At 48.1% G+C, this 14243-nt stretch carries 12 protein-coding genes, 1 tRNA gene, 1 pseudogene and 1 riboswitch; of the genes and pseudogenes, 7 read left to right on the top strand and 7 right to left on the bottom strand.

The genetic code is table 11. From position 1 onward, the window contains the following. Positions 1 to 139: 139 nt before the first annotated feature. From BLS15_RS28990 to BLS15_RS12915, 4 genes are all read right to left on the bottom strand, one after another. Positions 140 to 298: a hypothetical protein gene (locus tag BLS15_RS28990; protein ID WP_155987355.1), complete on the bottom strand. Its 159-nt coding sequence runs from the start codon at positions 296 to 298 to the stop codon at positions 140 to 142. A gap of 168 nt (positions 299 to 466) precedes the next feature. Further along, the gene (locus tag BLS15_RS12925; protein WP_254777338.1) at positions 467 to 754 is read right to left on the bottom strand and encodes a hypothetical protein; all 288 of its coding nucleotides are present in this window, start codon (positions 752 to 754) and stop codon (positions 467 to 469) included. A gap of 34 nt (positions 755 to 788) precedes the next feature. Further along, complete coding sequence (locus tag BLS15_RS29820) at positions 789 to 917, bottom strand: hypothetical protein (RefSeq protein WP_268632694.1); 129 nt, start codon at positions 915 to 917, stop codon at positions 789 to 791. Between the two features lie 646 nt (positions 918 to 1563). Next, positions 1564 to 1887, bottom strand: a complete 324-nt coding sequence (locus BLS15_RS12915) for a copper amine oxidase N-terminal domain-containing protein (RefSeq protein ID WP_021256279.1) — start codon at positions 1885 to 1887, stop codon at positions 1564 to 1566. Between the two features lie 182 nt (positions 1888 to 2069). Between BLS15_RS12915 and BLS15_RS12910 the strand changes: the two are divergent. After that, positions 2070 to 2357, top strand: a pseudogene (locus tag BLS15_RS12910) (tyrosine-type recombinase/integrase); the annotation flags it as partial. Between the two features lie 81 nt (positions 2358 to 2438). Here the strand turns inward: BLS15_RS12910 and BLS15_RS12905 are convergent. Next, a tRNA-Thr gene (locus BLS15_RS12905) sits at positions 2439 to 2513 on the bottom strand. Positions 2514 to 2675: 162 nt separating this feature from the next. Further along, positions 2676 to 3167, bottom strand: a complete 492-nt coding sequence (locus BLS15_RS12900) for a GAF domain-containing protein (protein WP_090511858.1) — start codon at positions 3165 to 3167, stop codon at positions 2676 to 2678. A 158-nt stretch (positions 3168 to 3325) separates the two neighbouring features. Here BLS15_RS12900 and BLS15_RS12895 point away from each other — a divergent pair, with 158 nt between their 5' ends. The 4 genes from BLS15_RS12895 (at position 3326) to BLS15_RS12880 (ending at position 9600) form a co-directional block, all read left to right on the top strand. Further along, the gene (locus BLS15_RS12895; RefSeq protein WP_021256283.1) at positions 3326 to 4279 is read left to right on the top strand and encodes an alpha/beta hydrolase; all 954 of its coding nucleotides are present in this window, start codon (positions 3326 to 3328) and stop codon (positions 4277 to 4279) included. A gap of 106 nt (positions 4280 to 4385) precedes the next feature. Next, complete coding sequence (namA, locus tag BLS15_RS12890; protein WP_021256284.1) at positions 4386 to 5396, top strand: NADPH dehydrogenase NamA; 1011 nt, start codon at positions 4386 to 4388, stop codon at positions 5394 to 5396. A 365-nt stretch (positions 5397 to 5761) separates the two neighbouring features. Further along, positions 5762 to 6787, top strand: a complete 1026-nt coding sequence (locus tag BLS15_RS12885) for a carbohydrate-binding family 9-like protein (RefSeq protein WP_021256285.1) — start codon at positions 5762 to 5764, stop codon at positions 6785 to 6787. A gap of 233 nt (positions 6788 to 7020) precedes the next feature. After that, positions 7021 to 9600: a transglutaminase-like domain-containing protein gene (locus BLS15_RS12880; protein WP_254777337.1), complete on the top strand. Its 2580-nt coding sequence runs from the start codon at positions 7021 to 7023 to the stop codon at positions 9598 to 9600. Between the two features lie 243 nt (positions 9601 to 9843). On the opposite strand, the gene mgtA is transcribed toward BLS15_RS12880, so the two are convergent. Then, positions 9844 to 12525, bottom strand: coding sequence for a magnesium-translocating P-type ATPase (gene mgtA / locus BLS15_RS12875; RefSeq protein WP_090511851.1), 2682 nt, complete (start codon positions 12523 to 12525; stop codon positions 9844 to 9846). Positions 12526 to 12593: 68 nt separating this feature from the next. Between mgtA and BLS15_RS12870 the strand changes: the two genes are divergently transcribed. Both BLS15_RS12870 and BLS15_RS12865 read left to right on the top strand, forming a co-directional pair. Further along, the gene (locus tag BLS15_RS12870; RefSeq protein WP_028533527.1) at positions 12594 to 12785 is read left to right on the top strand and encodes a hypothetical protein; all 192 of its coding nucleotides are present in this window, start codon (positions 12594 to 12596) and stop codon (positions 12783 to 12785) included. Between the two features lie 373 nt (positions 12786 to 13158). Beyond that, positions 13159 to 13330, bottom strand: a riboswitch (M-box (ykoK) riboswitch). Positions 13331 to 13497: 167 nt separating this feature from the next. Next, positions 13498 to 14226 (top strand): amino acid ABC transporter ATP-binding protein, encoded by a 729-nt coding sequence (locus BLS15_RS12865; protein WP_021256288.1) that lies wholly within the window; start codon positions 13498 to 13500, stop codon positions 14224 to 14226. Positions 14227 to 14243: the final 17 nt, after the last annotated feature.

Here is a 14243-nt window from a genome sequence, read left to right as displayed (position 1 = left end):
CTCGATTTCACGACCAATGTAATGTTCCAGATGCATGCTCCTCATCTACACAAGAACATTTGTCCCTACTGTATAAGATCATTTGTTCGGTTTCAAGTTATTAAAAAACAGTCGCTGAACCACTAGCGACTGTAGTTACCTATGCTTCTCGTTCTAATTCATCAAGAGGAATAAACCATGCCTTTTTACCATAATTACGTGCCCACAACACTTGCTGGGTCTTAGGGTGTTTCCTCCATGCCCGGAAAATTCCGTAGCACTGTAATCTTTCATTCCATACTTTTTTACTATTATCCATTTAAAATCAGCTCCCAAAGTGTTTATTTCTTGTCGGGAGTGATCCTGTGTGCTACAATGTATGTACGGTTATTTTTATCATTACACTGTAGTGGTTCTCGCACAAATAGAAACCACTAATTAATTGTGGGCTCCCGACAAGATGGGGAGCATTTTTTTTCGTCCATTTTTAACCCACCCTAACCTTCATGTCATTTTCGACTTTAATTGCAGCATCCCAACTTCTCAATTCTTTGAACACTTCCACTTTCACTTGACCAACTGAAATCACCCAAAGAGCCTTGCCGTTAATAAGTTCCTCAACCATGTCATACTTGTCGGTATAAAGTTTAATACCACCTTCAACATCGAACAAAAGCAACTGATTTTCATTGCCTAGCATTATTGTATTTTCGTTGTATCTCATCCCATTGACTAGCTTAGTTATTGAATCATTGTGTAAACCAGATTTCTTCAAATAGTTTATAACCATCAAAACCAAGACATCGAATTCAGAATATAATCGGCGTGTAGCTCTTCCTTTGGAAGGTGAAGAATCCAGTTCTTCCCCATGAATCAAGTGTCGCGTAGGGAATGCCGATCAATTCTGAAACAAATGGTGAAGAATATCCCCAATTCATCGCAAATTCCCTCCTTGAATATATCAATAAATGAACATTACATAATCTACCCAATTAGATTATAGAACAAATTTTTGTTTTAAGTCAACCTATATATTGATATTTATATCGACTTTAGATATGTAAAGATCTATATCTTGTATGTAGGTCGATTTTCAAAATATCAATTTTGTCTTGAACTGTACCTTGAAAAGAACAAAAGTAACCTGCCACTATGACAGGTTACTCTAATCCTCCTCGTTCCAAAATTAATTCCATTATTCAGAAACATCCTGGAATGTTAAACCAGGGAAAACGGTATAATTCTTTAATTGGGTATCACTGATTATGTTTGCTTAATCTATTAGGTATCCCTTGCTCATATACGGAGCTACATCAAAGTCCCATTCAGCCACAAATGGTGTGGATAAGTTCATGTAATGAACTACTTTTACACGTACTTTGTATTGGTCTCCGTCGCTCCTACCTTCTCCTTTTCTTTTAGCATCTACAATTTTTTTAGCATCTACTATTTTCAGTTCTAAAATGGAAGGATATACTCCTCCTCCTGGTAGTTCGATTGATCCGTTATCCAAGTAACTGGAGGCTATTGTTTTTTTCCAAGCTTCTTCATCCCTCGAATCATATGAAACGAAATACTTATTAATTAAAGATACGATGTCTGCCCATTGTCCCCAGACAGATTTAATTTTTCATTCCATAGATCAGGAGTAGAAACCGAAGTTCCGTTTTTCTGATTAATAATTACAGTTTGTTTTTTAGAATCCCAAGTCACACCAGCACCTAATGCCTTAGAAATCGTACTAATAGGAACCATGACTCTTCCATCAACATTGCGAGGCGAAACGTCAGTAGGTACTGTTTGACCGTTTACAACAATTGAAATTTTCCCACTAGCAAATGCTCCACCAATTAACAAAGAGGTAAGAGCAAAAACAAGTGATACAAAAATGACCAGCTTTTTCTTCATTGTAAACCTCCTAAAATATACTATTGGACGAAATTCCCAGAATGATGAAATCACACTTATTGATAAATTACATCTTTATCGATCATCGTTTTCAGGGCGTAAACGTCCTCTAATTTAACGTCTATGATTTTGACGACACGAATAGCGACAGTAGCGAACGAGATATCTCTCTGTTCCCTAACACAGTGACATTGTTGGAGAAGCATTTTGAGAAAAAAAATGAACATCCTGATTTCCCTAGGATACGATTTCATGATCTTCGGCATACTCACGCCACACTGCTATTGAAAGCAGGTATACACCCTAAGATCGTTCAAGAACGTCTTGGCCATTCGTCTATCAACGTAACACTTGATACCTACTCACATGTGTTGCCAAACATGCAGGAGGCAGTTCAACGCAATATTGGCGATTCGATTACAGGAACGAAAATAGATACTGAAAATCCACTTTATCTGGATAAAGGTTAGAAGAATGTTAGAAGTCAGCCCTAGAAAAGGGGAAAGCGCGATCTCCGATTGCTCGGAAACCGCGCCGTTATCGACATTACATGGTGCTGGAGAAGGGAATTGAACCCCCGACCCACGCATTACGAATGCGTTGCTCTACCCCTGAGCTACACCAGCAAATTTTGTTGACACCAAATATTATAGAGAAGTCAAATTATTGTTTCAACACTAAAATAAATTTACCTATATTTACTATATAGTGCTGCAGAGGTATTCTAGAACGATGTTCCTTCCCTTCATGCAGCACCATCTTCTATTTTCCGCATCAAATCGAAACGTCTACAATTGGCTCTCAGCTAAAAGCGCACTGACCAGCTTCTCCAACGCTTCTTGATCCTGTTCATTGAAGCGATCTGTAATCGGGCTATCGATATCCAGTACCCCGATAAGCTTGCCTTCCTTTATCAGTGGGACAACAATTTCGGAGCGCGATGCCGCATCACAGGCAATATGTCCGGGAAATGCGTGAACATCCGGCACAATTACTGTACGCTGTTCCTTCGCCGCCGTTCCGCACACGCCGCGGCCAAGCGGAATTCTTACACATGCAGGCAGTCCTTGGAACGGCCCGAGCACAAGTTCCCCTTTCTCCTCATCCATCAAGTAAAATCCAGCCCAGTTAATATCCTTAAGCCCATGCCACAATAGCGCAGCTGCATTAGACATATTCGCAATGAAATTCGGCTCACCTTCGATTAATGCGGCCAGCTGTCCATTGATAATCAGATAATCCTTGGCTCTATCGCCAGTATATAGTGTCGGTGTGAACATCTGTACCGCCTCCCTCAGTCTATTTGTAATGTATCATACCATAGTGGAATGAATTCCGTGTATGATGCAGTTAGAAAATAACGTAGCTTTCGATTCAAAGCTCTCGATATAATGTAAGAAAAGGGTAACGGAACAAATGCCGATGAGGAGGCAATCTGATGAGAACGAACACCTTTCAATTTATAGATGAAGAACAAGTACGGATTCATGTCTACCACTGGATGCCCGAGGACACAGTTGAGGTTCGAGGCGTGGTACAAATCGCTCATGGGATGACCGAAACAGCGATTCGCTATGAGCGCTTTGCCGAAGAGCTTACGGCTGCCGGTTATATCGTATATGCCAATGATCATCGCGGTCATGGCCTTACAGCAGCAACAGAGCAAGACTTGGGCTATGTTGGCGAGGACGGATTCACGTGGATGGTGCGCAATATGGCGCAGCTCACCAAGATGATTCGAGAGCAGAATGGCGATATTCCTCTGTTTCTGTTCGCTCATAGCATGGGCTCTTTCCTCGCTCAGCAATATATAACAGAACATGCGAGCCTGATAGACGGCGTCATCCTATGCGGAAGCAATGGCCCTCGCGGTCCTGAGCTGCTAGCAGGTGTCGGCGTTACGAAGTTGATCGCCTCGGTGAAGGGATCTCGCCATCGCAGTACCTTCATCGATAAGATGGCGTTCGGCAGCTTCAATCGCAAATTCAAGCCAGCGCGCACACAGGTAGACTGGTTAAGCCGCGATCTGGAGGAAGTCGATAAGTATGTTGCAGATCCTTACTGTGGATTTCTAAGCACGGTCGGATTCTATCGCGACTTCTTCAAGCTGCTGCGCAATATCCATCGTCCCGAGGTCATGAACCGCATTCCGAAGCAGCTGCCTATGCTGCTTATTGCAGGAGATGAAGATCCGGTAGGCAACTACGGCAAGGGTGTCCGCAAGCTGGCGGATCTATATGGACAACTTGGTCTGGAACAAGTCGAATGCAAGCTCTATGCGGGTGCGCGCCATGAGCTGCTCAATGAAACGAACCGCGACGAGATCACCGCGGATTGCCTGACATGGCTAACGAAGCAAATAAAGCAAGCCTCTAAGCTTGTCAATAAATAAAGGTTCAACAGTCCGTCATTTGTGCCTGCTGTCTGGACGGGCGTATAATAGTCATGAGTGAATGATCAATGATCTAGTTCCAATGGAGATGGAGGGATACTTACACATGTCTCGCTTGTTTGAACCGATAACGATCGGAGGAGTTACAATCCCGAACCGGATTGCTATGTCTCCGATGTGCATGTATGCATGTGATGATGAAGATGGCAAAGTAACGGAATGGCACTTGGTCCATTATGCCTCTCGTGCAGTTGGGCAAGTCGGGCTTATTATCGTGGAAGCGACTGCCGTCACACCAGAAGGTCGTATCAGTGCTCGTGATTTAGGAATTTGGAGCGACGATCAGATTGCGGGTCTGCGCAAGCTTACTGATCTGGTGCATTCCCATGGCAGCAAGATCGCAATCCAGCTTGCCCATGCAGGCCGCAAGGCTACCGTTCCAGGCGCAATTGCTCCATCGGCAATTGCATTTAGTGAGGATTACGCAGTGCCTGAAGAAATGTCGCAGGAGCAGATTCGCCGGACGGTGAAGGCATTCGCAGAAGCCGCTCGTAGAGCGAAGGAAGCAGGCTTCGATATCGTAGAAATCCATGGTGCTCATGGCTACCTGATCAATGAATTCCTCTCCCCGCTTACGAACCAGCGCATGGACATGTATGGTGGAAGCACAGAAGGAAGATACCGCTTCTTAAGCGATGTAATCGATGCAGTGCGCCTCAATTGGGAAGGCCCCGTGTTCGTGCGTATTTCGGCCAATGAGTATGCAGATGGAGGCAACTCTCTGGAAGCTTATATCGACTATGCACGCCGCATGAAGGATCAAGGCGTCAGCCTCGTTGACTGCAGTTCCGGCGCGGTAGTACCGCATCCAATCGATGTATTCCCCGGCTACCAAGTGCCTTATGCGCATGCCATTCGTCAGTCGGCTGGCATAGCTACGGGAGCAGTCGGCCTTATTACCGAGCCAGCTCTAGCAGAAGAGATCGTCCGTAATGACCGTGCGGATCTCGTCCTTCTCGGACGTGAACTGCTGCGTGACCCATACTGGCCGTTGCGGGCTGCACGAGCACTTCGTGCTGAACTGCCTAAGCCGAAGTCTTACGAACGCGCTTGGTAAACCGCAAGATAACATAGATAGTGCCCCGATATAGAAGAGGTGGCATTTTCTAACTCAGCCTGCTGCCTTCTTCATGAAGCAAGCATAAGCAATCGTTGTTACTATGGATAGAAAATATACTCAGTTACGAAGAGGGCATTCTTCATGGATGCTCTCTTTATTTATCTTCAGATACAACAGCGAAACCGACATGTTCGACATTTTGTGATACCGATAACTTTTTTTCGCCGAAAATCGCGTTTCCCTATTGAATATCCGATTATATCCATCTAGTATAAGGATAAGTTTTATCTTCATTGCCATATTTGCGTATTTGTGTGTTCTCCAACACCTACCACATGCATTCATCTAGAGGAGGATGGAAGATGGATAGAAGCGGCGTTCCTGAACCGAATATCGTATTCGAGCCAAAGCATTACATTTGCCACCGCACAGCAGAACCGTTACAGCTTGATGGACGATTGGATAAGCCTTTTTGGGCGAATGCCCCGTGGACAGACGACTTTGTTGATATTGAGGGAGATTTGAAGCCACGGCCGTTCAAGCGCACACGGGTCAAAATGCTTTGGGATGACGAGTATTTATACTTCGGTGCCGAAATGGAAGAAGATCAGATATGGGCGACATTGACGGAGCGAGATTCCGTCATTTTCTACGATAATGATTTCGAGATTTTCATTGATCCCGACGGCGACACGCATAACTACTATGAGTTCGAAATGAACGCCTTCAACACGATATGGGACTTGCTGCTGCCGAAGCCTTACCGTGATGGCGGTCCACCTATTAATTCCTGGGATATTCGCGGTATTCGAACTGCTGTACATATTGATGGCGAAGTGAATAATCCAAATGCAGACAACAAGGGTTGGAGCATTGAAGTGGCCATGCCTTGGAGCGCGCTGAAGGAATGTGCGCCAGAGGGACGCTTGCCGCGTCATGAGGAGTATTGGCGAATTAACTTCTCCCGTGTCGAGTGGCGTGCTGAAGTGCAGAACGGAAAGTACGTAAAGACAATCAATCCGGATACGAACGCCCCTTATCCAGAGTATAACTGGGTATGGAGCCCGCAAGGCATTATTAATATGCATTATCCAGAGCTATGGGGCTTCGTCGTCTTCGCCGAGGCGAATCAGCCAGAACCCTCCTTTAAACTTACGCAAGATGAGCTGATTAAGTGGGAACTGCGCAAGCTCTATTACCGGCAGCGCCAGCATTATGCAGCGCATGGACATTATGCACCAACCTTGTCTGCGTTAATGAACGAAGAGGTGTGCAGCATTGAACCTGTCATTGAGACAACAAGCGGAACCTTCCTCATGTCTGCCAAGTCACAGGACGGACTGCAGTGGATTCGCATTCAAGAGGATGGGAAGGTGTGGCGCGAATAGGTTTGCTGCGCAGCATGCATGCTCCAAGCCTTCGGCACATCCGTTCTCTGCATTTCTTGTGGTTATCGATAACATAACCAGTAACCAGTAACCAGTAACCAGTAACCAGTAACCAGTAACCAGTAACCAGTAGCAGTAACCGATGTTCCAATGACCAAGTTCGACCGGACTAACAATCATACATGAACCATCACTGCATCACAGACATTCCACACACGGAGTTGATGAACAAGATGACGAGTACAACTGGCTACGCAGATAGCACATTCCTTCAACAGATCGAAGATAAGTTTCATTATAAACAAGAATTAGCCAAGCACCGTTCAACAGAGCTGTTCGGTGTATTCAGTCAAGAGCTGACCGGGGAAGAACGCTTACTCTTGAAATACTTGTACGCCTACATGCCAATTCACGACTTGGCTGACTATAACGGGGATTTCTTCCTAGCTCATGTGCGCCGCACTCTAGCAACACGTCAGGCGCTTCCTTGGGGAAAAGACATTCCAGATTACATCTTCATGAACTTTGTCCTCCCCTACCGGGTCAACAATGAGAATATCGACGACAATCGCGAAGTGATTTATCACGAGCTCGTTAATCGTGTGAAGGATAAATCCATGATCGATGCGATTTTGGAAACGAACTATTGGTGTCATGAGAAAGCAACCTATGTCGGCACGAATCAGCGTACCGTATCTCCACTGACCCTGATGCGTACGGCTCTAGGCCGCTGCGGGGAACAATCGACACTAGCCGTCGCCGCACTGCGCAGTGTCGGCATTCCGGCGCGCCAATGCTACACGCCGCGCTGGGCGCATTGTGATTCGAACCACGCATGGGTGGAAGCTTGGGCGGATGGCACATGGTACTTCCTCGGTGCATGTGAGCCGGAGGGACGCCTGAACGAAGGCTGGTTCAAGGCTCCTTCACGCCGAGCCATGCTTGTGCATACGCGCGTTCCTGCTGATTATAACGGGCCCGAGGAAACGTGTTCCAGCCACCCTTGGTATACCGAGATCAACCTGCTCGGCAATTATGCGCCGCGCAAGACCATTACAATACAAGTCGTGAATGAGCAAGGAGAAGCAACGCCGGCCGAAGTTCATTTCCAAATGTACAATTTCGCTGAATTCTACTCTGTTACGACATTGCCAACCGACGCGGATGGACAAGTAGCATTCACAACGGGATATGGCGACCTCCTTATCCACGTACGCAACGAGCAAGGCTACGGCTTCCGCGATATTTCGGTCGGAGATGCGGATATTTTCACCGTAACGCTCCAGTCTGAGCCACCGGAGCACGAAGTATTAGAATTCAATATGGTGCCGCCGCCAGAGATTCCAGACAAGAGTGAAGATCGGATGACAGACGAGGAACGTCAGGCGAACGATAACCGTGTCCAGCACGGTACAGCAACACGTGCCGCATACGAAGCTACATTTATGAATGAAGAACAGGCTGGGGAATTGGCGCGCAAGCTCTCCCTGCCTGCAGATCGTGTATGGACGGTACTACGTCATGCACGTGGGAACAGTCATGAAATAGCGTCTTTCCTCGAATCCTGCACACCGGAACATGGCGAATGGCCGCTCCGACTGCTCGAATCGCTGCACGAGAAAGATACACAAGACACGATGATTGAGACACTGCGCGATCATTTGGAGGGTGCCCTTCCCTATCTGCAGCAGGTGAAGGATGAGGAGCTATTCGCAACCTATGTGCTCTGTCCGCGTGCCTATTATGAAATGATCAAGCCTTATCGCGCATTCTTCCAAGCCAATCTAACGGCTGAGGAGAAGGCGGCCTATACAGCCAATCCGCAGCAGCTGGTTGAGCGCTTGGCCAATGACATAACACTTGAAGGCCGTATCGATCGCTACAATGGCATGATTACGCCAGTCGGCGCATTCCAATTGAAGCTGGCTGATCGCGTAAGCCGGGATGTATGCTTCGTGGCAATCGCGCGCAGCATCGGAATCCCAGCGCGACTTGAGCCGCTGAATACACGTCCGCAATTCTGGATGGATGGCGCGTGGCAAGATGCCCTGTTCCATCAGGATGCCGTCGAGGCGCCTGTGGAAGCTGCCGCTACTGGTTCCGTCGTATTTACACGAGGAGAAGGAGATCAAGAAGCTGCCTATTACTTGAATTTCACCATTTCTCGATTCGAGAAGGGTAGTTACCGTACCTTGACCTTCCCATATGGTGAAAAAGATATGTACGACAAGCCTTACGAGGTGCTGAGCGGCGACTATCGAATGACAACGGGAACTCGCCTTAGCGACGGAACGGTGCTAGTTCGCCAAACCTTCTTCTCGGTGCAAGACGGGACAACAACATCGGTGCCTATCGTGTTCCGTAAGGAAGAGATTCATGTTCCGGTACTCGGTACAGTGACGGCCAATCAGTGGGAACTCATGACCGCGCAGGCGGATCTCAATATTCCCGAGCAAGGAATCGTCCTTGCATGGCTCGATCCAGAACGGGAGCCTTCCAAGCACCTCGCGCGAGAATTGCGCGAGCTCAAGGCAGAGCTCGATCAATGGGGAGGCCAGATTGCGCTTATGGTAGAAACGCAGCGCAATCGCGGCGAATTCAAGCTTGAGGGCATGCCGGAGCATACAACATACAGCGTGGATGAAGATGGAGGGGCTCTGCAAGCTCTGCTTCCTTCCTTGCCGGAATGGAACGGGCAAGAATACCCGCTCGTTGTTGTCGTGGATCATCAGCACCGCATCCGTTACCAGCTCCAAGGCTACAAGCTTGGCACGGGATCGGATATCGTGAAGACCGTAAACAATATGCAGTAATGTTACAGCGTTAGACCAAGTGACGGAGGCGCTATCACGTACATGGTTAGCTAGCGTTAGCTCTGTTACTTTGATAGCCTCCCTTGTAGAAATCGTAGATGGTATGATGTCAGATCGAGTTCGAGCAATGAAGCTGCTGAACTCGATCTGTTTGCTTTTATCGAAAAGGATAGCAAGGTTCGAGATTGAATCGATAATTGAATTGCAGCCAGTTCTTACAGTCAATCCTTACATTCTCGATCCTTACAGCCAGTCGTTGAAGCGGCGGATATACCATTTCTTGACGGACTGCGTCAAAATGCAGTAACCGAGCAGAATAGCAGCCAACCAAGGGAAATACGACAATGGTAGCGGCACTAGGCCAATCCCTTCTCCGAATTCGGAGAACGGAATCATAATGCCTGCCAGCATAATGAGCCCCGTCAGCAGCATGACAGGAAGGCTCGCCCGACTCTGGATAAACGGCACCTTCTCCGTACGGATCATATGCACGATCAAGGTCTGCGACAGCAGCCCCTCAATGAACCAACCGGAATGGAATAGGGCTTGATCTGCAGGTGAATTCGCAGCGAAGACGAACATCATCAATCCATAAGTGAGGAAGTCGAAGATTGAACTTGTTGGCCCAATGAACAGCATGAAGCGGCCAATCGACTTCGCGTCCCACGTACGCGGCTTCTTCAAGAACTCTTTATCCATGTTGTCCCACGGAATCGACAGCTGCGACACATCATAGAACAGGTTCTGCACGAGCAGATGCAGCGGCAGCATCGGCAGAAACGGCAGGAACAAGCTCGCGCCGAGTACACTGAACACGTTGCCGAAGTTCGAGCTGGCCGTCATCTTGATGTACTTGATCATGTTGCCGAACGTGCGGCGACCTTCGATGATCCCCTTCTCCAGCACCATAAGAGACTTTTCGAGCAGAATAATATCTGCCGACTCCTTCGCAATATCCACCGCAGTATCAACCGATATGCCAATATCCGCTTCCTTCAAAGAGATTGCATCGTTAATGCCGTCACCCATAAATCCGACCGTATGCCCCTTCGCCTGCAGGGCACGAACGATCCGCGCCTTCTGCATCGGATTCAGCTTCGCGAATACCGTCGTCTTGTCAGCCAGCTCCGCAAGCGCCGTATCGCTCAACTCATCAATTTCCTTGCCTAGCACAATACGACCTGTGTCGATGCCCACATCGCGGCACACCTTGCGCGTCACCGCATCGTTATCTCCAGTCAGCACCTTCACAGCTACCCCATGCTCAAGCAGCGCTGCAATTGCAGGGGCCGTACTATCCTTCGGCGGATCCAGGAAGCCGATATAGCCAGCGAATACAAGCCCTTGCTCATCAGCAGCACTGTAGGATTCACGGGAACTTCCATCATGCAGAACTTTCATCGCTACACCAATGACGCGAAGCCCATCTTCGTTCATTTCATTCGCTTTGCGCAGCAACTGCTGCTTCATATCCTGCTCCAAGCCAACGACCTGTTTGCCATCTAGCATGGAATCACTGATTGAGAGCATTTCCTCCATTGCGCCTTTGCAGATCAGAACATGTTCCCCTTGCTTTCTAGACAAGACCACAGACATCCGTCTGCGATTGAAGTCGAATGGAATCTCGTCAACCTTCGTATAATCCAGATCCAGACCTGCAAGGCCTTGCTCTTCTGCCCGCTCTACGACCGCATGGTCGAGCAGATTGCGGAGCCCTGTCTGATATCGGCTGTTCAAGTACGCGTACCGAAGCACTTGTTCACTTTCTTCCCCATGGATGTTCAAATGCTTCTCCAGTATAATTTTGTCCTGCGTCAAGGTTCCTGTCTTATCCGTGCACAGCACATTCATCGCGCCCAAATTCTGAATCGCATTGAGCCGCTTCACGACTACCTTCTGGCGCGACATCGCCATCGCACCCTTCGCCAGATTTGACGTCACAATGACGGGCAGCATTTCCGGCGTTAACCCTACTGCGACTGACAATCCGAAGAACAGCGCATCCCACCAGTCGCCCTTCGAGAATCCGTTGATGAAAAAGATAATCGGCACCATCACCAGCATAAAGCGAATAAGCACGAAGCTGACACTATTGATGCCGCGCTCGAAGCTCGTCATGGGCCGTGCTCCGACCAAGCTATGCGCCATAGCGCCAAAGTACGTTTGCGAGCCTGTCGCAATGACAACTGCTGTCGCGGATCCGCTGACAACCGTCGTCCCCATGTACGCCATATTATCTAGCTCCAACGCCTGCTTAGCTGTCTTAATCGCCTTAATGCGGCGCTGTTCAGGCAGGACCCCAATATCCCGCTTCTCTACCGGCATCGCTTCTCCCGTCAGCGCCGACTCCATAACAAGCAAGTCCTTGGCAGACAGAAGGCGGATATCTGCAGGAATGAGATCGCCTGCCGCGAGCCTTATCATATCCCCAGGAACGAGCTGCTCCATATCAATCTCACGGCTCTGCCCGCCGCGAATAACTGCGGCTGTCGTCTTCACCATCGCCTTCAGCTTCTCCGCTGTGCGCAAAGAGCGGAATTCCTGCGTGAACGTAATGATAATGCTGATCGTGACCATTGTCGAAATAATAATAACGGCCTCTGTATCATCCGTAAGCACCGAGAATACGTCCAGACCGAGCAGAACAAGAATGAATGGATTCTTGAAGCATCGTAGCAGCTGAATGTACCAAGCAGGCGGCTTCTCATACGCAACCTGATTAGGGCCGTACTCCTCCAAGCGGCGCATTGCCTCCATCTCGTCCAAGCCGTACGGCTTCGTCTTCAACTCTTCCAGCACATCATCGACATGAGACTCCGATGCCTCGATGAGACGCTGTTCCAGCCTCGCATTTTCCTTATCTGCATCTCTGCGCGACACATATTTAGGCCATTTACGTTTAGTTTGATTAACCTTCATTTCCATAGTGAATTCCTCCTTCTCATGCACCAAAGTACGCGCAAAAAGACCTCCCTGCCTACAGGGAGGTCTGCATGACCCGAACCTTCATTTCCTTGCTGTCTGCATGCGCATACTTCTTCCGCACAAGAGGGGAAATTCCTCATCTTTTCACGGATGTCACTCGCTTGTGGATATGGTTCATACCAGCAGACCTCGACTATCCAAAGTCTGAATACTCCATGTACAAACGCACATACGAGTACCCTGCTGCCGATATGACATGATCTTCGATCACCAATCAAAGCTGTCATTCTCCACAAGTATATAGCCGGTTACGGTCGGGCTGAACGAATTTCATCGCGGAGCAACGGAAGTGCAGTACTTCTGAACGACACTTCCATTTCCTTACATGACGAAATAAGCCATCCCATGTATCGGTGTCGGCAAGTGAATAACGCATAGGAAAGCAAGGAGAATCAAGGTTCTCCCGTTCCAAGGTTTCACAAAGCTATGCAATTGTGTCTTCGGACTCGGGCTTCCGTCCATGCGTAATCACCGCCTTTTCCTGTCTAATTGATTCATCATACGAAAAAAACCCTTCGGCTCGCCGAAGGGTTACGCATGCGCAAATAAAGAACTGGGATATTGCCTATCCCGTTCCAGCCCTCCTCGTCGAGCTTCAGCACTATACAACGTAAAGGGATTCATTCCCTTAGCCACCTTAAGAAGAGCCTTAATCCGACAATTCCTGTTCTACCCATGGGCATCTCTCGATATTTCTGGGCAGTGGCCTCTGTTCGTATAGGAGCCTCACCTAACAAAGCTTGTTTGTTTTTCCTCATACAATGTATTACGGCACTTCTCGTTTGTCAACCGCATAACTCAAAAATTTTTTTTACACCCAGGCTGTAGGATTCCGTCATTTTCAGTTGTTTTTCCATTACGCTGTGTGCTATACCGCATCCGAATCCATAGATCGGCGAAAGGAGGAGGCCCATGATACATTTCCATCAAATCAATAAGCATTACGGCAGCTTTCATGTGCTTAAGGACATTAATTTATCGATCAAGCAAGGGGAAGTCGTTGTCGTCATCGGCCCAAGCGGTTCGGGGAAAAGCACGATGGTTCGCTGCATTAACCGGCTCGAAACGATTACCGACGGCGAGCTCATTGTCGACGGGATACGCGTAAACGACAAGTCTACTGACATTAATCGACTGCGGCGCAATATCGGCATGGTCTTCCAGCACTTCAACCTGTATCCGCATAAAACGGTGCTGCAAAATATTACACTCGCCCCGATAAAGGTAGCAGGCATGTCTAAGCAAGAAGCAGAGGAAGCAGCAAGACTGTATTTGGACAAAGTTGGCATTGCTGATAAGGCGAACTCCTATCCTTCTCAGCTGTCTGGTGGTCAGCAGCAGCGTGTTGCCATTGCGCGAGGACTCGCGATGAAGCCCAAAATTATGCTGTTCGATGAGCCTACATCGGCACTCGATCCTGAGACTATCGGAGAAGTGCTCGACGTTATGAGGACGCTTGCGAAGGAAGGCATGACGATGGTCGTCGTTACCCATGAGATGGGCTTCGCCAAGGAAGTAGCAGATCGCATCGTGTTCATGGATCAGGGAAGGATTGTCGAAGAAGCAGAGCCTGTTTCCTTTTTTACAAAACCGCGCGAAGAGCGTGCCCAGCTATTCCTTAGCCGGATACTGAATCACTAAATGATAAGCGATGAAAA

The organism is Paenibacillus sp. cl6col, from assembly GCF_900102125.1.
GTDB classification, from domain to species: domain Bacteria; phylum Bacillota; class Bacilli; order Paenibacillales; family Paenibacillaceae; genus Paenibacillus_B; species Paenibacillus_B suaedae.
This window is presented reverse-complemented; position numbering and strand designations above follow the sequence as displayed.